24 protein-coding genes are annotated in these 26,701 nt (G+C 71.1%); 13 read left to right on the forward strand and 11 right to left on the reverse strand.

The window, feature by feature from the left end; all coding sequences use genetic code 11:
- Nucleotides 1-19 precede the first annotated feature (19 nt).
- Both O3597_RS09180 and O3597_RS09185 read left to right on the forward strand, forming a co-directional pair.
- Nucleotides 20-1,066 (forward strand): acetylxylan esterase, encoded by a 1,047-nt coding sequence (locus O3597_RS09180; protein WP_281603841.1) that lies wholly within the window; start codon nucleotides 20-22, stop codon nucleotides 1,064-1,066.
- Nucleotides 1,067-1,327: 261 nt separating this feature from the next.
- Nucleotides 1,328-2,788: an endo-1,4-beta-xylanase gene (locus tag O3597_RS09185; protein WP_281603842.1), complete on the forward strand. Its 1,461-nt coding sequence runs from the start codon at nucleotides 1,328-1,330 to the stop codon at nucleotides 2,786-2,788.
- A gap of 97 nt (nucleotides 2,789-2,885) precedes the next feature.
- Here the strand turns inward: O3597_RS09185 and manD are convergent, their stop codons facing one another.
- The 3 genes from manD to O3597_RS09200 all read right to left on the reverse strand — a co-directional run bounded on the left by manD (nucleotide 2,886) and on the right by O3597_RS09200 (nucleotide 7,446).
- Nucleotides 2,886-4,082 (reverse strand): D-mannonate dehydratase ManD, encoded by a 1,197-nt coding sequence (manD, locus tag O3597_RS09190; RefSeq protein WP_281603843.1) that lies wholly within the window; start codon nucleotides 4,080-4,082, stop codon nucleotides 2,886-2,888.
- A gap of 200 nt (nucleotides 4,083-4,282) precedes the next feature.
- On the reverse strand, nucleotides 4,283-5,890 hold the full coding sequence (locus O3597_RS09195) for an RICIN domain-containing protein (RefSeq protein ID WP_281603844.1): 1,608 nt from the start codon (nucleotides 5,888-5,890) through the stop codon (nucleotides 4,283-4,285).
- Nucleotides 5,891-6,081: 191 nt separating this feature from the next.
- Entirely contained in the window at nucleotides 6,082-7,446 is a 1,365-nt protein-coding gene (locus tag O3597_RS09200; RefSeq protein WP_281603845.1) for a PHB depolymerase family esterase, read from the reverse strand.
- 217 nt (nucleotides 7,447-7,663) lie between these two features.
- Here O3597_RS09200 and O3597_RS09205 point away from each other — a divergent pair, with 217 nt between their 5' ends.
- A complete protein-coding gene (locus O3597_RS09205; protein WP_281603846.1) occupies nucleotides 7,664-9,298 on the forward strand; it encodes a glycosyltransferase 87 family protein in 1,635 nt (544 codons plus the stop codon).
- Nucleotides 9,299-9,303: 5 nt separating this feature from the next.
- On the opposite strand, the gene O3597_RS09210 is transcribed toward O3597_RS09205, so the two are convergent.
- Together O3597_RS09210 and O3597_RS09215 are read right to left on the reverse strand one after the other, a co-directional pair.
- Nucleotides 9,304-9,555, reverse strand: a complete 252-nt coding sequence (locus O3597_RS09210) for a hypothetical protein (RefSeq protein WP_164449744.1) — start codon at nucleotides 9,553-9,555, stop codon at nucleotides 9,304-9,306.
- Between the two features lie 27 nt (nucleotides 9,556-9,582).
- Nucleotides 9,583-10,302, reverse strand: a complete 720-nt coding sequence (locus tag O3597_RS09215; RefSeq protein ID WP_281603847.1) for a spermidine synthase — start codon at nucleotides 10,300-10,302, stop codon at nucleotides 9,583-9,585.
- 112 nt (nucleotides 10,303-10,414) lie between these two features.
- Between O3597_RS09215 and eccB the strand changes: the two genes are divergently transcribed.
- Together eccB and O3597_RS09225 are read left to right on the forward strand one after the other, a co-directional pair.
- A complete protein-coding gene (gene eccB, locus O3597_RS09220; protein WP_281603848.1) occupies nucleotides 10,415-11,794 on the forward strand; it encodes a type VII secretion protein EccB in 1,380 nt (459 codons plus the stop codon).
- A 120-nt stretch (nucleotides 11,795-11,914) separates the two neighbouring features.
- Entirely contained in the window at nucleotides 11,915-12,490 is a 576-nt protein-coding gene (locus O3597_RS09225; protein WP_281603849.1) for a dihydrofolate reductase family protein, read from the forward strand.
- Between the two features lie 131 nt (nucleotides 12,491-12,621).
- Here the strand turns inward: O3597_RS09225 and O3597_RS09230 are convergent, their stop codons facing one another.
- The 5 genes from O3597_RS09230 to O3597_RS09250 all read right to left on the reverse strand — a co-directional run bounded on the left by O3597_RS09230 (nucleotide 12,622) and on the right by O3597_RS09250 (nucleotide 18,132).
- Entirely contained in the window at nucleotides 12,622-13,143 is a 522-nt protein-coding gene (locus O3597_RS09230) for an AAA family ATPase (protein WP_164449762.1), read from the reverse strand.
- 167 nt (nucleotides 13,144-13,310) lie between these two features.
- Complete coding sequence (locus O3597_RS09235) at nucleotides 13,311-15,071, reverse strand: ABC transporter ATP-binding protein (RefSeq protein ID WP_164449763.1); 1,761 nt, start codon at nucleotides 15,069-15,071, stop codon at nucleotides 13,311-13,313.
- Nucleotides 15,068-16,813: an ABC transporter ATP-binding protein gene (locus O3597_RS09240; protein WP_164449764.1), complete on the reverse strand. Its 1,746-nt coding sequence runs from the start codon at nucleotides 16,811-16,813 to the stop codon at nucleotides 15,068-15,070. The genes O3597_RS09235 and O3597_RS09240 overlap by 4 nt, the downstream gene beginning before the upstream one ends.
- Before the next feature lie 80 nt (nucleotides 16,814-16,893).
- Nucleotides 16,894-17,496 carry a class I SAM-dependent methyltransferase gene (locus O3597_RS09245; RefSeq protein WP_164449765.1) on the reverse strand — a complete coding sequence of 201 codons (603 nt, stop codon included), beginning with the start codon at nucleotides 17,494-17,496 and terminating at the stop codon, nucleotides 16,894-16,896.
- Between the two features lie 24 nt (nucleotides 17,497-17,520).
- Complete coding sequence (locus tag O3597_RS09250) at nucleotides 17,521-18,132, reverse strand: class I SAM-dependent methyltransferase (protein ID WP_164449767.1); 612 nt, start codon at nucleotides 18,130-18,132, stop codon at nucleotides 17,521-17,523.
- A 111-nt stretch (nucleotides 18,133-18,243) separates the two neighbouring features.
- On the opposite strand from O3597_RS09250, the gene O3597_RS09255 reads away from it, so the two are divergent.
- The 8 genes from O3597_RS09255 (at nucleotide 18,244) to O3597_RS09290 (ending at nucleotide 26,142) form a co-directional block, all read left to right on the forward strand.
- Nucleotides 18,244-19,605, forward strand: coding sequence for a hypothetical protein (locus O3597_RS09255; protein WP_281603850.1), 1,362 nt, complete (start codon nucleotides 18,244-18,246; stop codon nucleotides 19,603-19,605).
- A 158-nt stretch (nucleotides 19,606-19,763) separates the two neighbouring features.
- Nucleotides 19,764-20,408, forward strand: a complete 645-nt coding sequence (phoU, locus tag O3597_RS09260; RefSeq protein ID WP_164449768.1) for a phosphate signaling complex protein PhoU — start codon at nucleotides 19,764-19,766, stop codon at nucleotides 20,406-20,408.
- 214 nt (nucleotides 20,409-20,622) lie between these two features.
- On the forward strand, nucleotides 20,623-21,699 hold the full coding sequence (pstS, locus tag O3597_RS09265; RefSeq protein WP_164449769.1) for a phosphate ABC transporter substrate-binding protein PstS: 1,077 nt from the start codon (nucleotides 20,623-20,625) through the stop codon (nucleotides 21,697-21,699).
- A gap of 86 nt (nucleotides 21,700-21,785) precedes the next feature.
- Entirely contained in the window at nucleotides 21,786-22,778 is a 993-nt protein-coding gene (gene pstC, locus O3597_RS09270; RefSeq protein WP_166459158.1) for a phosphate ABC transporter permease subunit PstC, read from the forward strand.
- The gene (gene pstA / locus O3597_RS09275) at nucleotides 22,775-23,689 is read left to right on the forward strand and encodes a phosphate ABC transporter permease PstA (RefSeq protein WP_164449772.1); all 915 of its coding nucleotides are present in this window, start codon (nucleotides 22,775-22,777) and stop codon (nucleotides 23,687-23,689) included. The genes pstC and pstA overlap by 4 nt, the downstream gene beginning before the upstream one ends.
- Before the next feature lies 1 nt (nucleotide 23,690).
- On the forward strand, nucleotides 23,691-24,554 hold the full coding sequence (gene pstB / locus O3597_RS09280) for a phosphate ABC transporter ATP-binding protein PstB (RefSeq protein ID WP_164449773.1): 864 nt from the start codon (nucleotides 23,691-23,693) through the stop codon (nucleotides 24,552-24,554).
- 185 nt (nucleotides 24,555-24,739) lie between these two features.
- Entirely contained in the window at nucleotides 24,740-25,489 is a 750-nt protein-coding gene (locus tag O3597_RS09285) for a response regulator transcription factor (RefSeq protein ID WP_164449774.1), read from the forward strand.
- Nucleotides 25,486-26,142: a hypothetical protein gene (locus O3597_RS09290; RefSeq protein WP_281603851.1), complete on the forward strand. Its 657-nt coding sequence runs from the start codon at nucleotides 25,486-25,488 to the stop codon at nucleotides 26,140-26,142. The genes O3597_RS09285 and O3597_RS09290 overlap by 4 nt, the downstream gene beginning before the upstream one ends.
- A 15-nt stretch (nucleotides 26,143-26,157) precedes the next feature.
- Here the strand turns inward: O3597_RS09290 and O3597_RS09295 are convergent, their stop codons facing one another.
- The gene (locus O3597_RS09295; RefSeq protein ID WP_164449777.1) at nucleotides 26,158-26,616 is read right to left on the reverse strand and encodes an XRE family transcriptional regulator; all 459 of its coding nucleotides are present in this window, start codon (nucleotides 26,614-26,616) and stop codon (nucleotides 26,158-26,160) included.
- Nucleotides 26,617-26,701 lie beyond the last annotated feature (85 nt).

Genomic DNA, 26,701 nt, shown 5'->3' on the forward strand with positions numbered 1-26,701 from the left:
GAGCCCGTTGCGAGGAGCCATGCCCCTGTTCGACCTTCCACTGGACCAGTTACGGCAGTACGCGCCGGCCGTGGCCGAGCCCGCCGACTTCGACGCCTTCTGGCGGTCGACCCTGGACGCGGCGGCGCAGTCACCGGTGCTGCTCGACGTGCGGCCTGAGCCGACCGACCTGCGGCTGGTGGACAGCTGGGACGTCACCTTCGCCGGGTTCGGCGGCGACCCGGTCCGGGCCTGGTACAACCGCCCGGCCGGGGTGGACGAGGCGCTGCCGGTGATCGTGGAGTACGTCGGCTACGGGCGTGGCCGGGGGCTGCCGCACGAACGCCTGATCTGGCCGGTCGCCGGCTACGCCCACCTGCTCATGGACGCCCGGGGACAGTCCGGCCGGTACGGCGCGGGGGACACCCCGGACCCGCACGGCGAGGCGCCCGGGGGGCCGTCGCCGCTGACCCGCGGCATCCTGAGCCCGGAGGGCTACTACTACCGCCGGCTCATCACCGACGCGGCACGCGCGGTCGAGGCGGCGCGCGCCCTGCCGGGGGTCGACCCGCACGGTGTGGTGGCGGCGGGCAACAGCCAGGGTGGCGGACTGGCCCTTGCCGTCGCCGGGCTCGACGTCGAACTGGCGGCGGTGCTCACCACCGCGCCGTTCCTCTGTCACCCGCAGCGGGCCCTCGAGATCACCGAGGTGGGGGCGTACGGCGAGATCGCCAACTACCTCGCGGTCAACCGCGACGCGGAGCCGGCGGTACGTCGCACGTTGTCCTACGTCGACGGGGTCAGCTTCGCCCGTCGGGCCCACGCACCGGTCCACTTCGGCATCGGCCTGCGGGACATGGTGTGCCCCCCGAGCACCGGGTTCGCCGCCTACAACCACTACGGCGCCACCGCGTTCGGCCCCCGACCCGAGCGCGCGATGCACGTCTACCCGTTCAACGGACACGAGCACGGGGAGGCCACCCACACCCGGCGGCAGCTACGCTGGCTGGCCGATGTGCTCGACGGCGTCACCGCGGACCGGTCGCACCGGCCGAAAGTTTCGGGGGCCCAGATCTCACCGGCGTGACACCCCACCCCGCCGCTACGACGGCAGCCGTTTCGGACGGTGATTGGGACGGACGGGCAAAGAGTTCCCTGGCGCGTTGAGCTTTCGGACCTGTTTCGATAAGGTTTTCGATACAACAGCCTCGATCTACTCACGATGGCGGGCTGAGTGCACCGGCCGACGCGGCATCCGGGCGACCGCGTCGGCGACGGAGAGTCATCGTGCTGGGCAGTAGTCGGGGCCGGCTTCTCATCAGCACGGCTTCGTCGAAAGGCTCATGCCATGAACAACGCCCACGCCCGCGCCAGCGGGCGGCCGGCCACCCGACTGCGACCACGCGCCGCGTTGGTCTCGGCCGCAGTCGGTCTCGCCCTCGTCGCCACCAGCGTGGTGGTGGCGACCTCCAGCGCCCAGGCCGCCGAGTCCACCCTCGGTGCGGCCGCGGCCCAGTCCGGGCGGTACTTCGGTGCCGCGGTGGCGGGGCACAAGCTCTCCGACTCCACCTACGTCAACATCCTGAACCGCGAGTTCAACTCGGTCACCGCCGAGAACGAGATGAAGATCGACGCGCTCGAGCCGCAGCAGAACAACTTCACGTTCGGCAACGCGGACCGGATCGTCAACCACGCTCTGTCCCGGGGCTGGAAGGTCCGGGGTCACACCCTGGCCTGGCACTCGCAGCAGCCCGAGTGGATGCGGAACATGTCGGGCACCGCGCTGCGCAACGCGATGCTCAACCACGTCACCCGGGTCGCGACCTACTACCGCGGCAAGATCGACTCGTGGGACGTGGTGAACGAGGCGTTCGACGACGGCAACAGCGGCGCGCGGCGGGACTCGAACCTGCAGCGCACCGGCAACGACTGGATCGAGGCGGCGTTCCGGGCCGCCCGGGCCGCCGACCCGGGCGCCAAGCTCTGCTACAACGACTACAACACCGACAACTGGACCTGGGCCAAGACCCAGGCCGTCTACCGGATGGTGCAGGACTTCAAGCAGCGTGGCGTGCCGATCGACTGCGTCGGGTTCCAGTCGCACTTCAACGCCCAGTCGGCGTACAACAGCAACTACCGCACCACGCTGTCCAGCTTCGCCGCCCTCGGGGTGGACGTGCAGATCACCGAGCTGGACATCGAAGGCTCCGGCACCCAGCAGGCGGACACCTACCGTCGGGTGGTCCAGGACTGCCTCGCGGTCCCGCGGTGCAACGGCATCACCGTGTGGGGCATCCGGGACAGCGACTCGTGGCGCTCGTACGGCACGCCGCTGCTGTTCGACAACAACGGCAACAAGAAGCAGGCGTACAACGCGACGCTCGAAGCCCTGAACGCGGGCGGGACCACCCCGCCGCCCACGACCCCGCCGCCCACCACCCCGCCGCCGACGACTCCGCCGCCCACCACTCCGCCGCCGAGCACCCCGCCACCGAGCACCCCGCCGCCCGGTGGATCCGGATGCACCGCATCGGTGGCGTCGCTGGACCAGTGGAACGGTGGCTTCGTCGCTCAGATCCGGGTCACCGCAGGTTCCAGCAGTTTGAACGGCTGGGCGGTAACCATCGGACTTCCGGGCGGTAGCTCGTTGACCAACACGTGGAACGCCAACGCCAGCGGTACCAGTGGCAATGTGACGTTCCGCAACGTCAGTTACAACGGCAACGTCGCCGCCGGCGGCACCGCCAGCTTCGGCTTCCAGGGCACAGGTACCGGGCCATCCGGTAGCCTCGCCTGCTCCGGGAGCTGATCCGTCAGCACGACACCCGGGCCCGGCGCGGACATGTCCGCGCCGGGCCTTGGCGCGCCAGGTGCGGCCTGGCTCAGCTGTTCAGGCCGAGGCCACGTCACCAGTTGTGCAGGGTGCCGTCCTCCAACCGGTTGACCGGCAGTGAAGCCGGCCGGTACGGGTGCCGCGCGGCCGACTCCTCGTCGATGTCGACGCCGAGCCCCGGCTCCTCCGACGGGTGCAGGCAGCCGTCGGCGAAGCGGTACGAGTGCGGGAAGACCGCGTCGGTCGCCTCGGTGTACGGCAGGTACTCCTGCAGACCGAAGTTGGGGATGCTGACGTCGAGGTGCAGGGCCGCGGCCAGGGACACCGGGGACATGGTGGTGGTGCCGTGCGACCCGCTGCGGACGTGGTACAGGTGGGCGAGATCGAAGATGCGGCGCAGGTGGGTGATGCCTCCCGCGTGCACGACGGTGGCCCGTACGTAGTCGATGAGCTGCTCGGTGATGAGCTGCTGGCAGTCCCAGACGGTGTTGAACACCTCGCCGACGGCGATCGGCGTGGTGGTGTGCTGACGGATCAGCCGGTAGCCCTCCTGCAGCTCCGCCGGCACCGGATCCTCCAGCCAGGTCAGCGCGTACGGCTCCAGGGACTTGCCCAACCGGGCGGCCTCGATGGGAGTGAGCCGGTGGTGCACGTCGTGCAGCAACTTCACCTCCGGCCCGAACTCGCTGCGAACCTGCGCGAAGACCGACGGCACGTGGTGGAGATACCGTTCGCTGCTCCACACGGTCTCGGCCGGGACGGCCGTGCCCGCCGGCTTGTCCTGTCCCACTCCGTAGGTGTCGGTCAGCCCGGGCACGCCGCACTGCACCCGAATTGCGCGGTACCCGAGATCGAGGTGGCGGGCCAGCTCGGCGAGGAGCCCGTCCACGGTGGGTGCGTTCGCGTGGCCGTAGACGGTCACCCCGTCGCGACTGCGGCCGCCCAGCAGCTGGTAGACGGGTAGCCCGGCCACCTTGCCCTTGATGTCCCAGAGCGCGGTGTCCACCGCCGCGATGGCGCTCATCGTCACCGGGCCACGTCGCCAGTACGCCCCCCGGTACAGGTACTGCCAGGTGTCCTCGATCCGGTCCGCCTCCCGGCCGATCAACAGCGGCACGACGTGCTCGGTCAGGTAACTCGCGACCGCGAGCTCCCGGCCGGCGAGCGTCGCGTCGCCGACCCCGGTCACCCCGTCGTCCGTCACGATCTTCAGCGTGACGAAGTTGCGGCCGGGACAGGTGACGATGACCCGGACATCGGCGATCTTCATCCAGGCTCCTCACCGGCGGCCGACGGATCGACGCGAGCCAGTCTGGGATCGCCTCCATGATCTGTCAACCGGCTCCGGCCGGGGTGCCTGGGGGTGGCGTCCGGTCGCCGGACGTCCCCGGCGTACCCGCGCCCGGGTGGGTGCCTGCCGGGCCGACGTGGCCGGGGCCGCCCGGGAACATCCGGGCGGCCCCGGCACGGTCAGCAGCGGCTGATGCTCGAATTGCTGAGGGTGACGTTGCTGATGGTCAAATTGGTCGTGCAGGGGCTCTCCAGGATCCGGCTGTTGACCAGGGTGAAGTTTCGCAGGGTGATGTCCCGGTTGCCGGGGAACTCCGTCCGCGCCGCCAGCCGGACCTCTCCGCCGCCGCTGATGGTGCCGCCGCCGGCCGCGATGTCCACGCCGTAGCAGTTCTCGATCAGGATCGCGTTGTTGCCGGTGTTCGCGATGTCGACCCGGTTGACCGCCACGCCGCCGGATTCGGAGACGCAGAAGATGCCCCGACCGCCGCCGCGTGCCCGGACGGTGCCGACCCGGATGTTGGTGGGGTAACCGGACCCGATCCGGCCGGCGCGGTTGGCGGTGCGGAACGCCGCGTAGCCGGTGCCGGTGCCGGCGTTCTCCGCGTCGACAGTGGTCACGGTGGCGTTGATGGTCTCGTTGAGCAGCAGGCCGGAACCGCCGACGTTACGGGCGGTCACGGTGCCGACGGTCAGTCCGTCCACGCCGTAGGTCTCCACGCCGTGGGTGCTGGTGCCGGAGACGTACACGTTGTCGATGCGCACGTTGCGCGTCCACTGGCTGGTGTCGCCCCGGTTGTCGATGCGTATCCCCAGCCCGCTGGAGACGCGCAGGTCGATCTGGCCGAGGATCACGTTCGTCACGTTGCGCATGAAGATGCCGTAGAGCGGCGTGCCGGTGACGGTGAGGTTCTGCACCTCGACCTGGGTGGTGCCGCGCGAGTAGATCGGGGCCTGGTCACCGGAGCCGGAACCGGTCACGTTTATCGTGCCGCAGACGTCGATGGTCGTGTAGCTGGGCAGGGAGATGCGCGAGCCGGCGCTGATCGAGCCGGAGCCGCGTACCACCACCCGCTGCTTGCTGGTCCGGCCGGCGCTGAGGCTGTTCACCGCGGCCTGGACGGCGGACCGCATGTCGCTGCCGGTGTAGACCGTGCTGCCACCGTTGCGGGCGGTCCAGGTGCCGCCGTTGAGCACCGCCTCGGCCTGGAACGAGCCGCTGCCGCAGCCGTTGCCGTTGCCGCCGCCGAGGGTGACCAGCTGCCACTGCTGGTTGGCGCCGTCGTGGTCCTGGTACTGGGAGATCATGCCGCCGTCGGCGGTGGACCAGCCCCACACGTCGAGGACCTTGTCGGAGTGCCGGTTGACGAACCGCACGTACCCGCCGGCGGAGTCGGCGAGTCGGAAGTGCTGGCGGGTGTTGCCGCTGGCCGCGGTGTTCTGCACGAGTTGGACGCCGTCGTTGGCGTTCGGCAGTTCGAGGACCTTGCCGCTGTGCACGGAGCGGACCTGGTAGTAGCCGCTTCCCACGTCGACGAACCGCCACTGCTGCACGGCGGCGTCGTTGCGGGTGTACTGGTTGACCGGGGCGTTGTCGGCGGTGGACCAGTTCCACACGTCCATCGCCTTGCCGCTGTGCCGGTTGACGAACACGTAGGTGGCGTTGGGGTCGACCGTCGCGGCCTGGGCGCTCGGCGAGGCCACCAGCACGCCGACGCCGAGCAGCGCCATCGTGGTGACGACGACCAGCCAGCGCCGAGGGGTTCGTCTTCCTGTCCTGAACAGCATGCGGGTTCCTCCGGGGACGGGTGTGGTGGCGGAGCGCGTGCCGGAGTGGTGAACGACGCAGAGCAAGCGCTTTCCTGACATTGACAGGAATATATCTTCCGGGTTGCCGCAAACCAAGTGAGCGGTGGCGACGCCGGTGTCCGTACGGCGGGACCGTACGGACACCGGGGCCGGCCGGGAGAGGGCGACGGTCAGCCGACCGCGCAGGCGGTGCCGTTGAGGGTGAACGAGGGCGGGCTGGCGGTGTTGCCGCTGTGGTTGGCCTGGAACCCGATGGTGACCGAGCCGTTGGGGGCGATGGTCGAGTTGTAGGAGACGTTGCGGGCGGTCACCGCCCCTGACGTCGGCGAGTAGGTCGCGTTCCAGCCGTTCGTGATGGTCTGCCCGCCGGGCAGGGTGAACGACAGGTTCCAGCCGTTGACCGCCGTGACGCCGGTGTTGGTGATGGTCACCGACGTGGTCAGCCCGGTGTTCCAGGCGTTCACCGCGTACCCGACCCGGCAGCCCGTGCCCGGCGGCGGCGTGGTGGGCGTCGGCGTGGGAGTGACCGTCGGCGTCGGCGTCGGCGTCGGCGTGGGCGTGGGAGTGGGAGTGGGAGTGGGAGTGGGAGTGAGCGTCGGCGTCGGGGTGGGCGACGCGGCGTCGAGTCCGAGGAACCGGATCGCCTGCGCGGCGTCGACCGGCAGGTTGTGCGACACGCCCTGCATGCTGATCGCCTCGACCGGTGCGTTACCGCCGGAACCGCCGTACCGGGTCCGGGTGTAGCCGGACTGCGGACTGTCGGTGAAGGTCGGGGTCTGGCTCAGCCCATGCAGGTTGGTCCACTGCTCGATCTGCTCGCCGAAGTTGGGGTAGCGCAGGATCTCGTCGTTGGTGCCGTGCCAGATCTGCATCCGCGGCCGGGGTCCGGTGTAGCCGGGGTAGGCGTTGCGCACCAGGTCCCCCCACTGCTGCGGGGTGCGGTTGATCTGCCCGTTGGCGCACTCGCTGTTCCACTCCGAGCCGCCGGTGGTGGCGAAACAGCCGAAGGGCACCCCGGCGAAGGCCGCACCGGCGCGGAACACGTCCGGGTAGAGCCCGAGCAGGACGTTCGTCATCATCGCTCCGGACGAGGTGCCCGTCGCGGCGATCCGGGCCGGGTCCACCGGGTAGCGGTTCCGGACGTGGTCCACCATCGACATGATGCCGACCGGGTCGCTGCCGCCACCGCGCCGCAACGCCTGCTGCGAGTAGACGTCGAAGCACTGGCTGCTGCGGGTCACCGACGGGTAGATCACGATGTAGCCGTACTGGTCGGCCAGGCGGGCGTACTGGGTGCCCGAGTACATCGCCGGCCCGCTGCCGGTGCAGTAGTGGACCACGACCAGCAGGCCTGGCCGTGGCGCGACCCGGTCCGGTACGTAGAGGTACATCCGCAAATTGCTCGGGTTGGTGCCGAAGTTCGTCACCTCGGTCAGCGTCGCGGCCGAGGCCGAGGTCGGGAGCGACAGCGCGGCGAACGCGGTCAGGACGATGGTCGCCAGGGCGGCAGACCACAGTCGGAACGCTCTTCTCATGGAACGGGTCCTCCGGACGGAAGGGGACATGGTGGTGTTCCGATCGAGGGCTGCCCGGTGCCCTACCTCGTCCGGCTCTCAGAACATTGATGATTGTCTTCACCATCGGGGAGGCGTCACAAGCTGTGGTGCGGCAGCCGCGCTGAGCGGTGGCGGAGCCGCGCCGAGCGGCGAACGGCCGCACGCCCAGTGGTCCGGGGACATCTATTCTCTGTCCATGCGGGATCGTCGGGCAGCGCTGCTGTGGGTCGGATTCGCGGTCGCGGCGCTGGTCTCCGTCGCACTGGTGCTACGACGCCCGGACCGCCTGTCCGACCTGCACATCTATCACGGAGCGCTTACCGACCTGCGCGCCGGGCGACCGCTCTACGGGTACGTGGCGCCGAACGGAGGGCCGTTCACCTACCCACCCTTCGCGGCGCTCGTCCTCTGGCCGATCACGACCGTGCCGCTCGGCGTGGTCGAAGCGCTCTGGCTGGCGGCGACCTGCGCCGCCGTGATCGCCCTCGCCGTCCCGGTCGGTCGCGCGCTCGCCGCCGGCCGCCGCACCGCCACACCGTTCCCCGGTGGAAGCGAGGGCCGGGCGACGACGTCGGCGGCCGTCAGCATCGCGGCGGTCGCGGCGGTGCTCATGGTCACCGCGCCGGTGCAGAGCAACCTGCGCTTCGGTCAGGTGAGCATCTTCATCGTGCTGATGGCGTTGCTCGACGGGATGGCACCACCGTCGCGGACGCGTGGCCTGCTGGTCGGCGTGGCGGCGGCGATCAAACTGACCCCGCTGCTGTTCGTGCTCTACTTCCTGGTCTGCGGCCGGTACCGCGACGCCGCCCGGGCGCTGGCCACCTTCGTCGCCTGCGGGGCGCTCGCCCTGGCCATCCTGCCCGCCGAGAGCCTGACCTACTGGGCGGGCACGGTCACCGAGACCTCTCGGATCGGCAACCTGGCGTCGTTGGGCAACCAGTCGGTGCACGGGATGTTGCTTCGTCTCGGCCTGGACTCGGGAGCCCTGCCGCTGGTCTGGGTGGCCCTGGTGCTCGTCATCTGCGCCCTGGCGGTGCTGCGGGCGCGGGCGCTGTCCCGGCTGGGACGTCCGGGGCACGCGGCGGTGCTGGTCGGCTGCGCCACCGTGGCCGCGTCCCCGGTCTCCTGGACCCACCACCAGGTCTGGACGGTGCTGGCCGCGATGCTGCTGGTGGGTTCCGTCGGCGTGACCCGGAAGGTCGCCGGCGCTCTGCTGCTGGCCAGCATGGTGCTGTCGCTGGGTGCGGTGCTGGCTCCGGTGTCGATGCGACCCGGCGTGCAGTTCCTCTTCGAGAACGCCCGGGCCGTGGGCGCGGTCGCGCTCTGTGTGGCGGGGTTCGGCGCGGTCGCGCTGACCGCCAACCGCGCCCAGCCCGCTCGGTCCCTCCGGCGAGGGTGGCCGCGGGTGGCCGTCGCGTCCCTCGGTGCGCTGGCGTTCTTCGCCGTGCAGCCGTTGCCGGCCGGAGCCGATCCCACCTTCAAGGCGTACGGCCTCCCGGATGTGGTCAACTCGCGGTACTTCTTCGTCTGCCGGGGGCAGGTGGAGTGTGCCCGCTACAGCACCGGTGCCCCGGTCACCTTCGGCACCCGCAGCGAGAAGACCAAGGTGCGCGTCAACGGTGTGGTCTCCGAGCAGGTGGCGCGGCTGGACTACCACTCCGCGCCGGGCGGCCCACCGCGGACCATCCCGCTGCTGGCCGCCTATCCCGGTGTGCGGACGTTCTCGTTCCGTTCGGCCACCATGGCCCACGGACGGCTGATCGCGTACGCCGCCGACGGACGAGCCCTCGCCCGCTACGACGACGAGTTGGCCGCCGCGGTCGGGACGTGAGGGACTCAGCGGCGGTTGGGGTAGTTGTGGGCGGAGCGGCGACCCCGGACGAAGGCCAGCACGATCACCGCGGCGAGCGCGACCAGACCGATGATCACCAACCACTGGACCGCTTCGAGTAGCAGCCCCAGCAGGACCAGCACCCCGGCGACCACGCCCACGACCCAGAGCAGGGCACGCATCTCCACCTCCCACCCGGCCGCCCGGCCGGTCCGGGCGCGGTTGCCGAACCGGCTACCCGCTACCAACCGGATCATGCCGAACGCATGGCTGCACGGGCGAGATCAGTCGGGCAGTTTCCCCAGGTAGACGGTGTTGGCCGACTGGCCACCGGTCAGCGGGTTGGCGAACCGCACCACGTGACTGTGATGGATGGGAAAGACCGCGGCCAGGGCGGCCTCGAAGTCCGGGTCCGGTGGATCGTCCGACCAGAGGGCGAACACCCCGCCGGGATGCAGCAGCCGCGTCAGCCGGCGCAACCCGTCCGGCCGGTAGAAGGCGGCGTGGCTCGGGTGCAGCGGATGGCGGGGGGAGTGGTCGACGTCCAGCAGCACCGCGTGGAAGCGACGCCCCGCGTCGTCGGGGTCGAGGCCGTCCGGACCGGCCACCTGGGCGAAGAAGTCGGCCCGCACCAGCCGGGTACGCGGGTCCGTGGCCAGTCCGGCGGCGAAGGGCAGCAGGCCCCGCCGGTGCCAGTCGATGACGTCCTCGACCGCCTCCACCACCAGCAGGGCGGCGACCCGGTCGTCCGCCAGCGCGGTGCGGGCGGTGTAGCCGAGCCCCAACCCACCGACGACCACGTCGAGGCGGTCACCGGCCAGCGCCGCCAACCCCAACCTGGCCAGCTCGACCTCTCCGGCGGTGAACAGGCTCGACATCAGAAACTCGTCGTCGAGCTTGACCTCGTACACGTCCTGGTCGAGCCGGGGATCGCGACGTCGGCGCAGACTGATCTCGCCGATCGGTGTCGGCCGCCAGGCCAGTTCCTCGAAACGTACGCTCACCGCCGGAATGTTACCGACCGGTGAGTGACCGTCCGTCGGATGACGCACGGTCCTCGGGACATCGACGCAGCGCATATCCTGTGCGCCGATCGTCTCGCCGGAGGGGGGAACGATGCCGTCGCGGCAGGACCAGCTGCACTCGTACCAGTTCGCCGTGGCGCGGACGGTGGCCGCGCTGGTGACCCGGGACAGCGATCCGGCGCTGTCCCCGACGCGTCGGCTCGCCGGAGCCGCGCTGGCGAGCATCCTGGTGGCGGCCGTCGGGCTGGGTGCCACGGCCCTGTACGGCCTGTTCACCGGCGGCGGTGGAACATGGCGCGACGCGGGCGTGGTGATCGTCGAGAGGGAGTCGGGCGCCCGGTTCGTCTACCGGGACCAGCGGCTGCACCCGGTGCTCAACTACGCCTCCGCGCTGCTCATCATCGGCGCGCAGCGGCCGAAGACCGTACTGGTGTCCCGCCGGTCGATCGACGGGGTGCCGAGGGGGCTGCCGTTGGGCATCCGCGACGCACCCGACTCGCTGCCTCCGGCGGGCCGGCTGGCCACCGCCGGGTGGACGGTCTGTTCGGTGTCACCGGCCGGGGACGGACCGGGCCCGCCCCGGTCGGTGCTGCTGGTGGGTGCCGGCGGCACCGGCGGCCGACCGCTGGGCCGGGACGCACTGCTGCTGCGTGCGGCGGACGGCCGGCTGCACCTGCTCTGGCAGCAGCGTCGACACCTGATCCGGGACACCGAACGGGTGCTGGCCGCGCTCGCGACCACCCGCTCCCGGTCCGTCCCGGTGGCCGCCGCCCTGCTCAACTCGGTGCCCGCCGGTCCCGATCTGACTCCGCTGAGCCCGCCGGGCCTGGGCCGGCAGTCCGCCCGGGTGACCGGAGCCCGGATCGGTGACGTGCTGGTGGTCCGCAACTCCGGCGGCGGACGGCAGTACGCGGTGGTGCTGCGCGACGGGCTCGCCGGCATCACCGAGCTACAGGCCGGTCTGCTGCTCGCGCGTACCGGTCAGCGGGAGCCGGAGCAGATCAGCCTCGGCAGGTTCGCCGCCCTGCCGCAGCTGCCCGACCTCGTTCCCGCCGGGCCCGACGCGCCGCCGGCTGCCCCGCCCCCGCTGGCCACGCCGGACGCGTCGACGGTCTGCGCGCGGGTCGGCGACGACAGCGGGTCGGTCGAGCTGCGGCTGGGGGTGGAACTGCCGGTGCTGGTCCGGGCACCGGATCGGTCGGCCGAGCCGACGACCGCCGACCACGTGTTCGTGGAGCCGGGTCGGGGTGCGGTCGTCGAATCGGTCGCCACGCCGGGCGCCAGCGGTGGCGCGATCTCCGTGGTGACCGACCTGGGCCGCCGGTACGCGCTCACCGGCCCCGAGGTGACCGGCATGCTCGGCTACGCCGATGTCCGGCCCGTGCAGCTGCCCGCGGGTGTGGTCAGCCTCGTACCGGCCGGTGCGCCGCTCGACCCGGACGCGGCCCGCCGGCGCGCCGCCCCCGCCTGACGTGCTCGGACGCGCGCCGCGAAAGTGGTAGGAATTTTCTCGGCGTGGGCTGTCGAATCCGGCGACTCCCGCTCGTCGCACTGACGACAGCACGTCAGACAACCAGCAAGGAGCAACCTGATGCGTACCCTCATCGCCACCGCGTTCGTCTCGCTCGACGGCGTCGTCGAGGCACCCGGTGGAGAACCGGGCTACCGCAACTCGGGCTGGACCTTCAACGACATCGAGTTCGACGAGGCCGCCTACGAGATCAAGGGCCGGGAGCAGGACGAGGCCACCGCGATGATGATGGGCCGGGTCAGCTACCAGGCGTTCGCGCCGGTGTGGCCGAAGATGACCGTGGAGTTCGCCGGCTACAACGCGATGCCGAAGTACGTCGTGTCGACGAGCCTCAAGGAGCAGGATCTGGTGTCCAACTGGGGGGAGATCATCATCCTCCGGTCGCTCGACGACGTCGCCGCCCTCAAGCAGACCGACGGCGGACCGATCAGCATCCACGGCAGCGCCACGCTGAACCGCAACCTCTCCGACGCCGGCCTGATCGACCGCTACCACCTGCTGGTCTTCCCGGTGCTGCTCGGCGCGGGCAAGCGGCTGTTCAGCGACACCGACCGGGACAAGCAGAACCTCAAGCTGGTCGAGAGCGAGTCCTACGCCAACGGCATCCAGAAGCTGGTCTACGACGTCGCCCGGTGACCGGTCGACCGGCCCTGCCGGTGGTGCGGTCCGGTCCCGCGTGCCCGCCGAACCGAGGTGGGTACATCTGTTGTCGCTCCGACGACGACAGATGTACCCACAGCGAAAGCTGCGTCGATGACCGAAGCGGGTCAGCGGCTGGGCACTGACCGGATGCTCATGGCGATGGTGTCGGCCACCTGGTCGGGCGGCTGGGACGCGTCGACGAGCTGAGCGCCGGTCACGGCAGCAAAGGTGGTGAGCGCCGGGGCAACATGATCGTGTCGCCACTGGCGGGCGGCGACATCCACCTGGTCGGCATCGATGCGGGCACGCAACTGCTCCTCGGGCAGCGTGAGCACGACCTCGTGCACCTCGACCCCATCCGCGCGGATACCGCCGAGAATTTCCTCGCGGTACGCCGGGTTGATAAGGCTCATCGGCGCTATCCAGGGGTGCGGGTACTCCCGGGCGAGGCCGCTCATCGTCTCGACGACGAGGTGACGCCACAGTGGAAGATCCTGGAAGTCCCCGGTCGGCGAGCCGACGAACGGAGTCAGCAGGTAACCGACGTACTCGGGGTCGAACACCTTGGCATCCGGGAGACGCTCCACGAGCAGGCCCGCCGTGGTCGTCTTGCCGACGCCGAAGGCACCGTTGATCCAGACAATCATGCCGATGATGCTGCCACGGCGACGGCTTGCTGCTTCCCAGGCTGTCGGCTGCCTCTCTCGTCTGGTCGGTCGACTTCCTGCCGGTTCACGGCTGTCGGGTCAGGCCGACCACCGTGGCGAGCCGGGTGACGTCGGCTGGGCAGGGACCGGCGGTGAGCGTGGCGCGGTCAGCCGTGCCAGGAGCGCCAGAGGGCGGCGTAGGCGCCACCGGCGCGGACGAGTTCGTCGTGGCTGCCGAGTTCGGTGATCCGGCCGTCCTCCAGCACGGCGACCCGGTCGGCGTCGTGCGCGGTGTTGAGCCGGTGCGCGATGGCGATGACGGTACGCCCGTTGACCACGGCGGCGAGGGCTCGCTCGGTGCGTCGGGCGGTCGTCGGGTCGAGCGCGGCCGTCGCCTCGTCGAGGATCAGGGTGTGCGGGTCGGCGAGCACCAGACGGGCCAGCGCGAGCTGTTGGGCGTCGGCGGCACCGAGTTCGCGGGCCCCGTCACCGAGTTGTGTGTCGAGTCCGTCGGGCAGGTCGGCGTACCAGTCGGCGCTCACCGCGCCTAGGGCGGCGCGCATCTGCTCGTCGGACGCGTCCGGCGCGGCGAAGGCGAGATTGTCGCGCAGCGTACCGATGAAGACGTGATGCTCCTGGGTGACCAGGGCGATCCGGCGACGGCGCTCGGCCGGGTCGAGGTCCGTGACCGCGACGCCGTCGAGGCTGACCACGCCCTCGCGTGGCTCGTCGATGCCGGCGAGCAGCCGGGCGAGAGTGGACTTTCCCGCGCCCGAAGGGCCGACGATGGCGAGGCGTTCGCCGGGACGCACCACCAGATCGATCCCGTGCAGCACGTCGGGGCCGTCGGCGTACGAGAACCGGGCGCCGCGCACGACGAGCCGACCGGGTCGGGCGGACGCCGGAACCCTCGGTCGCGGTGTCCCGGTGGCGACCGAGGTGGCGGCGGGCTCGCTCTGCTGACCGACACCGAGTACCCGGGCGAACGAGGCGAGGCCGCGCTGGGCCTGTTCCATCCAGAGCAGCAGCCGGTCCAACGGCTCGATCGCCTGTTGCAGGTAGAGCGCCGCCGCGACCACCTCGCCGAGGGTCACCATGCCACGGTCCAGCAGGAAGCCACCGAACAGCAGCACGACCGCGATCGGTAGCGCGTAGCTCGCCTCCACCACCGGAAAGAAGACCGACCGCAGGGCCAGGGTCGCCCGGCGGGTGGCCCACACCTGGCCGATGCGCTGCCTGCCGTACCCGATGCGCTCGGCGCCGAGGCGGAGCGCCTCGACGGTGCGGGCGCCCTCCGCGGTGGTGGTCAGCGCCTCGGTCAGCTCGGCGGTCGCCGCCCCCTCCGCCAGGTAGGCCGGCCTGGCCCGCCGCAGGTACCACCGGGTGACCGCGACGATCGTCGGCAGCCCGGTCAGGGCGACCAGGCCGAGCAGCGGGTGCAGCAGGAAGATCGCGCCGAACAGCAGCGACAACTGCGTCGCGGCGATGACCATGACGGGCATCACGTCCCGCACGGTCGTCCCGACGGTCGTCACGTCCACCGAGCTGCGGGTGGCGAGTTCGCCGGTGCCGGCCCGTTCGATGACGGAGATGGGCAGGTCCAGCGCTCGCGCGACGAACGCCTCACGGAGCCGGGCGACGGACCGCTCACCGAACCGGTGGCCGACGTACTGGGCGTAGCGGGCGAGCAACCCGTGAGCCAGCACGCAGCCGCCGATCGCGAGGGCCAGACGGTCCACCGCGGCGGCACCGGCACCGGCGGTGACCTCGTCGACGATCCGGCCCAGCAGCCACGGCGGGGCGAGCCCGGCGACCGCGGCGGCACCGTGCAGCACCAGGACCACGGCGACCGCGCGGCGGTCCGCGGCGATGAGGTTCAGCGCCGCGCGGCGGACGACCTGGCGGTCCGCGACGGGCAGGCCGCTCACCGCAGTGATCCGTCCACGTCGGCGGGTTCGTTGTCCCGGGACACCAGGGCCCGGTAGCTCGGATCCTGTTCGAGCAGGTCGACGTGGGCGCCGACGGTGACGATCCGGCCGTCGCGCAGGTGCGCGACCAGGTCGGCGCGACCGAGCAGCAGCGGCGAGGTGGTCAACACGACGGTGGTCCGTCCGGCCCGCGCCGCCCGGAGCCGCTGCGCGATGCGCGCCTCGGTGTGCGCGTCCACAGCCGAGGTCGGGTCGATGAGAATGAGCACGTCCGGCTCGGCGAGCAGGGCGCGGGCCAGGCGTACCCGTTGCCGCTGGCCGCCGGAGAGCGTCCGGGCCCGGGTACCGACCGGCATCGCGAGCCCGTCCGGGTGGGCGTCGAGAAGATCCTCCGCCGACGCCGTACGCAGCGCCGCGCGCAGATCGGCGTCGCCGAGATCCGCCCGGACGTGCAGGATCTCGCGCAGCGTGCCGGCGAAGAGATAGGAGTCGTGGTCGGCGACGAGGATCCGGGCCCGCACCTCGTCCAGCGCGATGCTGGTCAGCGGTACCCCGTCCCAGGTCACCTCGCTGGCGACGAACCGCCCGAGCCGGTCGGCCAACGCGCTGGCCTCGGCCGGATCGTCGGCGGCGACGGCCAGCAGCCGTCCGGCGGGTACGGTCAGCCCGGACGCGGGATCGTGCAGGTCGGCGGGCCGGTCCGGTGCCTGACGCGTCCCGCCACCCGGCGACGTCGGGCCGGCCGTGTCCGGCCGCAGGTTGAGCAGCGCGACGATCCGGCGGGCGGCGACCCGCCCCCGGATCACCTGGTGACCACCTTCGAGCAGGAACCACACCGGCACGATGAGGACCGCCACGTACCCGTAGACGGCCACCATCTGCCCGATGGTGATGTCACCGGCCGAGGCCATCCGCGCCGCCAGCCACACCACGGCGGCCAGGAACACCCCCGGGACGACGATCGTCAGCGACTCGATCCAACTGTTCACCGCACCCACCCGGTACCCCTCGGCCAGCAGCCGCTGCGAGCGGGCCGCGTACCGGCGGGCGAACAGGCCCCGCCCACCGACTCCGGCGAGCACGCGTAGCCCGGCCACGATGTCGGCGGCGCGGGTGGTGAGCAGCCCTTGCTGGTGGCGGTAGACCGACTCGACCCGTTCGAGGCGGCGCAGCAGCGGCCCGACGAGCAGCACCACCGTCGGCACGCCGAGCAGCACGAACACCGCGAGCGACGGCGACACCGACCACAGGAGAAAAGCGACGAAGACGTACGCGAGGACCGCTCCGACGCCCGGCCCGGTCATCGTCAGCACCGCCGAGGTGTGGGTGATGTCGGCACCGCCCACCGTGGCTACCTCACCGGCGGCGAGTCTGCGGGGCAACACGGCACCGATCCGGGACAGGTGACGCAGCAGGACGGCGGCGGAGCGGGCCGAGGCGTCCTCCCGGACGAACGTCATCGTGCGGTGCCGCATGATGCCCAGGTAGGCCAGACCCATCCCGGCGACGACGATCGCGGCCACCCACCACAGCAGCGTCCGGTGGTCGGCGGCGCGCAGCCCGTCATCGATGGCCCGGGCGACGAGGTACGGCCGCAGCGACAGCCCGAGCATCCAGGCCGTGCCGATCAGACCGCCGCGCAGCACCCGCCACGGCTGGCAGCGGACCAGCCACCAGATGTACCGCAGTGGCCCCCTCGTGTCCGGCGTGCCCGGCTCGGCATGAGGGAGCTGTGGGGGCATCGGTTCAGGCTACGGTGCGGTTCGGGACGCTTCCACGTCAATATCAGCCGGTTCGGGCGTCGACGGGCGTTCCGGAGGAGTCAGGTGGGACGGCGCAGGATGGTGACGGCGAAGTCCGCGTCGTCGCGCCACGGACGCAGGTCCCAGGTGGCGAAGCGGTGTTCGAGACGCAAGCCGGCGCCGACCGCGTCGGCGTCGAAGTCGGTGAGCGGATACCCCCGGTCGGTGCCGAATCCGACCGCCACCACGCCGTCCGGGCGCAGGTGCGCGGCGACTCGGCTGAGCACCTGGCGTTCGGTGCCGGCGGCGACGAACGCCATCACGTTGCCGGCCAGCACCGCCGCGTCGAACGGCTCGCCCTCGCCGGCCGCCGCGAGGTCCAACTCGGCCAGGTCGGCGACGATCCAGCGGGGTGCGGGGTGGTCGGCGCGGGCGGCGTCGATCAGGACCGGGTCCGCGTCCACCCCGACCACCGTGTGGCCGCGCGCGGCGAGTTCAGCGCCGACCCGGCCGGTGCCGCAGCCGGCGTCGAGGATCCGGGAGGCCGGCGGCACCAGCGTGTCGAGCAGTCGGGCCTCACCGGCCAGGTCCGCCCCTTCGGCCGCCAACTGCCGGAACCGGTTGACGTACCACTGGGAGTGCTCGGGGCCGGTGTCGGTGGCCCAGCGGGTCCTGTTGGTCATGTCTTGCACCGTAACCGTGCCGGCTCACGGAAGCCTGGCGACGGTGACGAACTCGTTGTAGGTGAACACCCTGCCGGCGGCGCGGTGGAACGGGAAGGAATATTGGCGCAGCACGGTCAGGCCGAGATCCCGGCAGGTTTGCGCCGTCTCGTCGAAGCCCACGAAGCGGACGTGCGAGGCGTCGCTGCGGTAGCCCCGCTCCTGTGGGGTGATGAACACCGCCCGGCCGCCGGAACGGACGAACGGCAGGTAGCCGGCGACCACCTCGTGCGCCTGCTCGGCCGGCATGTGTTCCAGCAGGTGCGCGGCGAGTAGCGAGTCGAACGCGTCTGGCCGGGCGTGCTCCGACCGGAAGAATTCCGCGACGGTGTACGCCTCCAGCCCCAGTGCCCGGGAGTGGGCCACCGAGGTGGGGTTGTGGTCCACCCCGACCGCATTCGGTCCGAGGTTGATCAGGTTGCGGCCGAGGCCCGAGCCGACGTCGAGGGTCCGACCCAACTCCAGCCGCCGCAGGTTCCACCGGTAGGGCGCCTGCACATCCAGCCACCGCTTCCAGCGCGCCCCGCTGAGTCGCCGCAGCCGCTGGGTGTAGCTCTCACTCTGCGTGTCCGCTGGACCGGGTCGTGGCTGTCTCATCGGGAATCCTTGCCTCGTCGTCTCGCCGTCCTGATTCACCCCCATGTACCGCGACCTGCGCTGCGGTCGTCCTAGCGTAGCGTCGGGCGCACCGCTACCATGTTGTGACTCATGGTGAACCGAACTGCTCCGTCGGCCGGGCCGGGACCGGCTGCCAGTGCTGATGCCGCAGGCGAAGGCGGCCGGCTGTGGGAGTTGGCCCGCGACACCCTCGACGGCAACTGGGCGGGCGGACACACGGTGCCGTCCCGCACTCTGTACCCACACCAGTGGAGCTGGGATTCCGCGTTCATCGCGATCGGTTGGGCGCATCTTCGTCCCGACCGTGCCTGGTCGGAGCTGACCAGCCTGTTCCGCGCCCAGTGGCGCGACGGCCGGGTGCCGCACATCGTGTTCAACCCGGCCGTGTCCGGTGGCGCCTACTTTCCCGGGCCGGGATTCTGGTCGTCGGCGACCGTCGAGGGGACGCCGTCGGTGGCCACGTCCGGCCTGGTGCAGCCGCCCGTGCACGCGCTGGCCGCCTGGCACGCGTACCGTCGGGTGCCGACGCAGGAGGGCCGCTCCGCGTTGCGTCGGCTCTATCCGCACCTGGTGGCGCAGCAGCGCTACCTGGCCAGCTGCCGCGACGTCGGTGGTGCCGGGCTGGCCAGCATCGTGCACCCGTGGGAGTCCGGACTGGACAACAGCCCCGCCTGGGACGAGCCGATGTCCGCGGTGGCTGCGGAGGCGGCGGTGATGCGCGCGTACCGGCGGCGCGACACCGTGCACGCCGATCCCGCCCACCGACCCACCGACCTGGACTACGCGCGGTACGTCACCATCGTCACCGCGTACCGCGCGAACGGTTACCGCGACGACGGCTTGGCCGACCGGCATCCGTTCCTGGTGGAATGTCCGCTGTTCAACGCGGCCATGGGTGCCTCGGAGTCGGCGCTCGCCGGGATCGCCGAGGTGATCGGCGTCGACCCGGGCCCGCACCGGGAACGGGCCGTCGCCATCACCGAGGCCGTGGTCACCCGGCTGTACGACCCGGGCAGCGGCACCTTCCGCCCGCGTGACCTGCGTACCGGCCGACTGACGCCGGCCCGTACGGTGCTCGGCCTGACCCCGTTGATCCTGCCCGACCTGCCGGCGCGGCAGGTCGAGGCGGTGCTCGCCGAGGCCCGCTCGGCCCGCTTCGGTCTCGCCGCCCGGATGGCCCGGCCGCTGCCGAGCCACGACCGCACCGCCGGCGACTTCGAGCCGCTGCGCTACTGGCGCGGCCCGAGCTGGACGAACATCACCTGGCTGGTCCGGCGGGGACTGCTGCGGCACGGACACGACCGGTTGGCGGCCGGACTGCGCACCTCGATGATCGACCTGGTCTCGGCGGCCGGTTGCCACGAGTACTTCCACCCGGACACCGGCGCCGGCCTCGGCTCACCGGCGTTCAGTTGGACGGCGGCCCTGCTGCTGGACGTGCTGGCCGACTGACCGGTGCGGCGCGTGACCCGCCCGGTGCCGCCTTCCGGGTGGCGTGGAAGGTGGTGTCGTCCGGGGGCAGGTAGGTTGCTGTCCAGGGTCGGCCGGCCGCCGCGCCGGTTCCGGGTGCCGCCGAAACGGGTGACCCGGCTGGACGGAAGGGACACACGATGAGCCGGGACAGCTACGACGAGCAGCTCGACCGGCTCACAGGTGTCCTTGCGGTGATGAGCCGGGACGCCAGCGCGGCGATCCGGCGGGCTAGCACCGCCCTGCTGGAGGTGGACCGGGGCGCGGCCGAGACCGTACTCGCCGAGGACGCGACGCTCGACGCCCGGCGGGCCGAGGTGGAGGCGATGATTCCCGAGGTGCTGGTGCGACACCAGCCGGTCGCCTCGGATCTGCGCCTGGTGGTGTGTGCGCTGCGGATCGCCGGTGCCCTGGAACGGATGGGTGACCTCGCGGTGCATGTCGCGAAGGTCGCGCTGCGCCGGCATCCGGTCGGGGTGGTGCCGGAGCCGGCGATGCCGGTGATGACGGCGCTGGCCGAGGCGGCGGCACGGGTGGCGGACAAGTGCGCGGTCGTGCTGGCCACCCGGGACCGGCTCGACGCGATGCAGCTCGGGCTGGACGACGACGAGGTCGACGCCGCCCAGGAACGCCTGCTGTCGCTGCTGGTCTCCGGTTGGCCGTACGGGGTGGAGTCCGCGATCGACCTGGCCCTGCTCGGCCGCTACTACGAGCGTTACGCCGACCACGCGGTGAACGTCGCCCGTCAGGTCGTGTACCTGGTGACCGGCACCATCCGTCTCTGACGAGGCCGGCAGAGGTCAGTAACCGGGCCGCGAATTCCGGACATCCGGTACGGCGCGCCCGCAACGTCACATCCCGGCTCCCACGTGGCCGCCACCGAGCCGGCAAGTTCATTTTTCGTTCACCTGGGTCCGGGAGTCCGGCTACCTGCGCCTCCTAACTTGACTCGCGTACGGCCCGGACGGGCTGATGCACCCCGATAGAGAGGCTTACCTGGTGAACCGCAACGTGCTTTCGCGGCGCGTCCTTGCCGGCGTCGCGCTTGCCGCGCTCGCGCTTACCGGCTGTGGTAGCAATGACAACAGCTCGGAGCCGGGCGGCAGTGGCGGCGACAGCGCCTACGCCGACCTGTCCGGCGAGTTGAAGGCGTCGGGCGCCAGCTTCCCGGACGCTTACTACCAAGAGGTCGTCGAAGCCTTCAAGGCCGAGGCCCCCGACGTGACGGTCACCTACAACGCGACCGGCTCCGGCACCGGAAAGAAGCAGTTCGGTGAGGGCCTGGTCGACTTCGCCGGCACCGACAGCCTGGTGAAGGACACCGACGGCGTGGCCGCCGGTTCGTTCATGTACGTGCCGACGGTGGCGGCCCCGATCACGGTTTCCTACAACCTGGAGGGCGTCGACAAGCTCCAGCTCAGCCCGGAGACGCTCGCCAAGATCTTCCAGACCGACATCAAGACCTGGGACGACGCGGCCGTCAAGGCCGACAACCCGGGTGTCGAGCTGCCCAGCACCCCGATCGTGGTGGCCCACCGCTCGGACGGCTCCGGCACCACCAGCAACTTCACCAAGTACCTCGACGCTGCCGCCGCGGGCACCTGGAAGCTGGGCAGCGGTGACACGGTCGCCTGGCCGGCCAGCACCCAGGGTGGCGAGAAGAACACCGGTGTCGCCCAGATCGTCAAGCAGACCAACGGCGCTGTCGGGTACGTCGACCTGAGTGACGCCAAGGCCACCGGCCTGAAGTACGCGGCCATCAAGAACAAGGACGGCCAGTTCGTCGAGCCGTCGCTGGAGGGCACCACCGCCGGCCTGGAGGGTGCCGAGGTCGCCGAGGACCTGAGCTACAACCCGCTTAACGCCGCCGGTGCCGCCGCCTACCCGATCACCGCGCCGACGTTCATCATCGTCAAGACCTCCTACGACGACGCGAACAAGGCCGCGCTGGTCAAGGGCTTCCTCACCTACCTGCTCAACGACGGCCAGGAGCTGGCCAAGGACGTGGACTTCGCGCCGCTGCCGGCCTCGCTCAAGGAGAAGGCGTTGGCCCAGGTCGAGAAGATCCAGGGCTGATCACAATCAAGATCGCTAGGGCGTTCCAGCTAGGGACGGGATCACGTCGATCCCGTCCCTAGCGGGGTACCTGAGCTGGAGTGAAGATGACCTTGACGAACAATCCCCCCGCCACCAAGCCGACGTTGACCCAGCGCGGCAGCAGCGCCCTCGGCGACCGCGTCTTCTCCTGGTGGACGCTCGGCACCGGCCTGCTGGTGCTGGCCATCCTCGGGCTGATCCTGATCACCACCGTCCGGGAGGCCTGGCCCGCGTTCGACGCGATGGGCCTGCGCTTCATCACCGAGCGGGTCTGGGACCCGAACCCGGCCACCGGCGACGCCGTCTTCGGCGCGCTGTCGTTCGCGTACGGCACCGCGGTCTCGTCGCTCATCGCGCTGCTGTTCGCGGTGCCGGTGTCGGTCGGCATCGCGCTGTTCCTGACCGAGTTGGCCCCGCGTCGGTTGCGCGGCCCGGCGGTGACCGTGATCGACCTGCTGGCCGCCGTGCCGTCGGTGGTCTTCGGCCTCTGGGGCATCCTGGTCGTCGCACCCGCCCTGGTCCCGATCTACCAGTGGATGCACGACCTGCTCGGTGGCATTCCACTGCTCGGCCGGCTCTTCGGGCCGGTGGCCAGCGGCCGCAACTTCATGACCGCCGGCCTGATCCTGGCGATCATGGTCACGCCGATCATCACCTCGATCACCCGCGAGGTGTTCAGCACCGTGCCGCGCGCCGACAAGGACGCCGCCCTCGCCCTGGGCGCTACCCGCTGGGAGATGATCCGGGGCGCGGTCTTCCCGCACAGTTTCGGTGGGGTGGTCGGCGCGGTGATGCTCGGCCTGGGCCGGGCGATGGGCGAGACGATCGCGGTCGCCCTGGTCATCGGCGGTGCCACCAACATCACCGCCAACCTGTTCGCCCCCGGCAACTCGATGGCCGCCGTGATCGTGCAGCAGTTCGGCGAGTCCACCGGCACGTTCACCGCCGCGCTCATCGGTCTCGGCGTCGTGCTGTTCGCGATGACCGTGCTGGTCAACCTGCTCGCCCAGGTGGTCGTCCGTCGGGCCGAGGCCCGGATGAAGGGAAGCGTCGCGTGACTCTCACCGCACCACCCGCCGCCCGCCCGGCCGCCGGCGGACCCGACCTGACCCGGGCCGCACTTTCCGGCCGCCGCCGGTTCACCAACCACCTCGCCACGGCGGTCATCTGGTTCGCCGTGCTGCTCGCCGTCATCCCGCTGGCGCTGGTGACCTACACCGTCATCGCCAAGGGCGGTGGGGTGATGAGCCTGTCGTTCCTGAACGAGGACATCCCCAACTCCTACCGCCGCGAAGGTGGTGGGATGGGCCCGGCGATCGTCGGCACGCTGCTCATCACCGGGATGGCCGCCCTGATGGCGATCCCGCTCGGCGTCTTCGGCGCGATCTACCTCAACGAGTACGGCAAGCAGCGGCCACTGGCCCGGATCATCCGGCTGATGGCCGACGTGATGACCGGCGTGCCGTCGATCGTGATGGGGCTGTTCATCTACATCTCCTGGGTGCTGCTCGTCGGCGAGTTCACCGGCTTCGCCGGCGCGTTGGCGTTGGCCTGCCTGATGCTGCCGGTGGTCATCCGCAGCAGCGAGGAGATGCTCCGGCTGGTTCCCGACGAGCTGCGGCAGGCCAGCATGGCGCTCGGTGCCCGTAAGTGGAAGACCACGCTGACGGTCGTGCTGCCGGCGGCGATCTCCGGGATCACCAGTGGCTCGCTGCTGGCCGTGGCCCGCGCGGCTGGCGAGACCGCCCCGATCATCATCGTCACCGGCATCGTCTTCTCGCCGAACTGGAACCTCTTCGACGGCTCCAACACGGCACTGCCGGCGCAGATCTTCCGCAACGCCAGCACCTCGTTCCCCGCTGCACAGGACCGGGCCTGGGGTGCGGCGCTGACGCTCATCGTGATCGTGCTCGGCTTCACCATCATCGCCCGATTCATCTCCAGCCGGTTCGCCATCAAGGAGCGCTGACATGGCCAGCAACGACACCAACCTCACCACCCGCCCGTCCGTGGCGGTGCACGCTCCCGGCACCACCGTCTCCGGTGCGGACTCCGCCGACTCGTCGGTGATGCAGTTGCGCGACGTGAGCGTCTACTACGGCAGCTACGAGGCTGTCCGCGGCACCACGATGCCGATCCAGCAGAACCAGGTCACCGCGATGATCGGGCCGTCCGGCTGCGGCAAGTCCACCGTGCTGCGCGCGCTCAACCGGATGAACGACCCGATCCCGGGTGCCCGGGTCAGCGGCGACGTCCTGTTCCACGGTCAGGACCTGTACGCCAAGGACATCGACCCGATCCAGGTGCGCCGCCGCATCGGCATGGTGTTCCAGAAGCCCAACCCGTTCCCCAAGTCCATCTACGACAACGTCGCGTACGGGTTGCGGATCAACGGCATCAAGGGCCGGCTCGACGACCACGTCGAGGAGGCGTTGACCAAGGCCGCGCTCTGGGACGAGGTCAAGGACAAGCTGCGCAAGAGCGCCTTGGCGCTCTCCGGCGGCCAGCAGCAGCGGCTCTGCATCGCCCGGACGATCGCGGTGAAGCCCGAGGTGATCCTGATGGACGAGCCCTGCTCGGCCCTCGACCCCATCGCCACGGCGAAGATCGAGGATCTGATCTTCGAGCTGACGAACGACTACACCATCGTCATCGTCACCCACAACATGCAGCAGGCGGCCCGGGTCAGCCACTACACCGCGTTCTTCACCGCCGAGGTGGACGAGGCGCAGGAGCGGCACGGGCGACTTGTCGAGTTCAGCCAGACCGGCAAGCTGTTCACCAACCCCGCCGACAAGCGTACGGAGGACTACATCACCGGTCGCTTCGGCTGAGGCCGAACGCGACGGTCGACGGTGGGTCGCCGTTGGTCAAGGGTGACCCACCGGGCCCGGCTGGCTCGTCGTCGTGCCCAGCCGGTGTCCGGCCGACCGTCCGTCGTCGACCTGTAGTGCGGGGGATCGCCCGGCGCGCCCAAGGGTGTCGCGGCGGGCCTGAACTGAACCGGAGCCGGTGTGCGATGAACAATCTCGTCGAGGCCACCAGGGGTGACCATCGATCCGACGGGCGTTTCGTGCTGCTCGTGGTGGACGACGACGAGAGCGTCGGTGCCGCGTTGGTCGCCCAACTGGCCGACCACCGGGTACGCGGCCACCACTTCGCGCACGCCGCCGAGGCGCTGCTGGCCACTGGGGCGCTGCAACCGGACGCGGCCGTGGTCGCCGCCGGTCTGTCCACGATGAGCTGCACCGAGCTGGTGCGGCTGCTCGCCGGCCGGGCCGGCATCCCCACGGTGGTCGGGGTGGGCGACGAGGACGGTGGGGTGGCCGCCGCCGCGCTCAAGGCCGGTGCCACGGCCTGTGTCCGGCGTCCCTACCGGGCCGAGGAGGTCCTGCCGATCCTGCGGGCCATCCGTCCGGAGACCTCCGGCGCCCTCGATCCGCCGATCGAGCTGGGTGGGCTGCGGGTGGACCCGGCGACGTTCGAGGTGAGCCTGGACGGCCGGACGGTGGCCCTGCCGTTGAAGGAGTTCCGCCTGCTGTACTTCTTCATGAGCCACGCGGAACGGACGGTCACCCGCGAGCAACTGCTCGCCGCCGTCTGGGGCGGTATCTCCGACGACACCTCGAACACCCTGACGGTGCACATCAAGCGACTGCGTCGACGGTTGGCGCTGGACGGGGACCGGGCACCGATGATCGTGACCGTACGCGGCCTGGGCTACCGGTTCGTGCCCGCCCAGGCCACGGCAACACCGTCCACGTCGTGAACATGCCGGCGCTGCCGCCGTACCCGCCGTCGGCGGGTGTGCCGGGGACGCCTACCGAGGGGATAATCCTGGTGGCGGTCCCGCTGGCGTACGTCCCGCACGTGGCCCGGTTGCTGGCCGACCTCGACGCCCGCCAGCGGGTGACGCCGGCGCCCCGACGGCGGGCCGACCCGGTGTCCCGTCCGCCCGAGTCGGACTGGACGGTGGCGGACCTGCGCCGGCTCAGCCAGGGGCGCAGCGCCACCCACCGGACGGTCGCCGCGGTGCTCGACGCGCTCGCCGCCGAGCCCCAGCGGCTGTTCACCGTGGGGGAGCTGGCCGAGGCGACCGGCCGGCCGCGCAAGAAGATCGTTGGTGCGATGGCGGGGCTGACCCGACTGTTGAAGGCCCACTACGACTACGCCGGCCGGGGATTCCCGTTCGATCGGGTGCCCGGGCGGCCGGAGGCACCCCGGGAGCTGTGCTACACGATGGACCGGGCACGCGCCGGGCGCTGGCGGGAGGCGCGGCTGCCGGGCCCGGAGGCGGATGCCGGTGCGGTGCCGCCGGTCGGCCCAGCCCAGCGACGCGAGGAACAGGGCACGGATCGGCGGGCCGGGCGCGGCACCGACGACCGCGCGGCCGAGGGCCCGGTCGCGCGCTCCGAGGCCTGAGCGGCGGCGCGACGCTCAGCTTCCGGTCAGTCGCGCGGTGTCGCGGCGCCGACTCCCGGCGGCGACCTCCAGCCGACGGACCTGCTCGATCACCGCCACCACGACGGCATGGCCCTCTGGCGACAGGCGGGCGTCGACCAGCCGCCGGGCCACCTGCCGGACGTACGGGTCGGCCAGCAGGTGGACGAGGTCGTCGTCGAGCGGCGTCCGGTCGGTCGGCCGACAGGTGAAGAACGAGGGCGGACGTCCGAAGAAGGCGGCTATCGCCTCCACCACCGACCGTCGTGGGTCCGGTGCCCGGCCTTGGCGCAGGTTGTTGAGGTGGGTGTGCGATATCCGGCAGCCGCGCCGGGTCAGCTCGACGGCGACGCGGCGGACGCTGTACGGCTTGCCGGTCGGGTCCGGGGTGGTGCGGAACAGCCAGTCGAGACGCTCGGCGAAGGTCTCGCCGAGGTGGTCCGGCTCCTCAGGCATGGAGGCTCCTCGGACGGCGGAACACCATATTTACACAACGACTGGATCCGGAATCCAGCATTGACAGGACTCCTTACTGTCCGCG

Source organism: Verrucosispora sp. WMMA2044 (assembly GCF_027497155.1).
Classification (GTDB): Bacteria; Actinomycetota; Actinomycetes; order Mycobacteriales; family Micromonosporaceae; genus Micromonospora; species Micromonospora palythoicola.

Coding starts and splice junctions, on each gene's coding strand:
- manD (WP_281603843.1), bottom strand. CDS start 4,082: ATGAAGATCGCCGATGTCCGGGTCATCGTCACCTGTCCCGGCCGCAAC.
- O3597_RS09200 (WP_281603845.1), bottom strand. CDS start 7,446: ATGAGAAGAGCGTTCCGACTGTGGTCTGCCGCCCTGGCGACCATCGTC.
- pstB (WP_164449773.1), top strand. CDS start 23,691: ATGGCCAGCAACGACACCAACCTCACCACCCGCCCGTCCGTGGCGGTG.
- O3597_RS09285 (WP_164449774.1), top strand. CDS start 24,740: ATGAACAATCTCGTCGAGGCCACCAGGGGTGACCATCGATCCGACGGG.
- O3597_RS09250 (WP_164449767.1), bottom strand. CDS start 18,132: ATGAGACAGCCACGACCCGGTCCAGCGGACACGCAGAGTGAGAGCTAC.
- O3597_RS09185 (WP_281603842.1), top strand. CDS start 1,328: ATGAACAACGCCCACGCCCGCGCCAGCGGGCGGCCGGCCACCCGACTG.
- eccB (WP_281603848.1), top strand. CDS start 10,415: ATGCCGTCGCGGCAGGACCAGCTGCACTCGTACCAGTTCGCCGTGGCG.
- phoU (WP_164449768.1), top strand. CDS start 19,764: ATGAGCCGGGACAGCTACGACGAGCAGCTCGACCGGCTCACAGGTGTC.
- O3597_RS09210 (WP_164449744.1), bottom strand. CDS start 9,555: ATGATCCGGTTGGTAGCGGGTAGCCGGTTCGGCAACCGCGCCCGGACC.
- O3597_RS09205 (WP_281603846.1), top strand. CDS start 7,664: ATGCGGGATCGTCGGGCAGCGCTGCTGTGGGTCGGATTCGCGGTCGCG.
- O3597_RS09230 (WP_164449762.1), bottom strand. CDS start 13,143: ATGATTGTCTGGATCAACGGTGCCTTCGGCGTCGGCAAGACGACCACG.
- O3597_RS09240 (WP_164449764.1), bottom strand. CDS start 16,813: ATGCCCCCACAGCTCCCTCATGCCGAGCCGGGCACGCCGGACACGAGG.
- O3597_RS09195 (WP_281603844.1), bottom strand. CDS start 5,890: ATGCTGTTCAGGACAGGAAGACGAACCCCTCGGCGCTGGCTGGTCGTC.
- O3597_RS09225 (WP_281603849.1), top strand. CDS start 11,915: ATGCGTACCCTCATCGCCACCGCGTTCGTCTCGCTCGACGGCGTCGTC.
- pstC (WP_166459158.1), top strand. CDS start 21,786: ATGACCTTGACGAACAATCCCCCCGCCACCAAGCCGACGTTGACCCAG.
- O3597_RS09245 (WP_164449765.1), bottom strand. CDS start 17,496: ATGACCAACAGGACCCGCTGGGCCACCGACACCGGCCCCGAGCACTCC.
- O3597_RS09255 (WP_281603850.1), top strand. CDS start 18,244: ATGGTGAACCGAACTGCTCCGTCGGCCGGGCCGGGACCGGCTGCCAGT.
- O3597_RS09295 (WP_164449777.1), bottom strand. CDS start 26,616: ATGCCTGAGGAGCCGGACCACCTCGGCGAGACCTTCGCCGAGCGTCTC.
- O3597_RS09180 (WP_281603841.1), top strand. CDS start 20: ATGCCCCTGTTCGACCTTCCACTGGACCAGTTACGGCAGTACGCGCCG.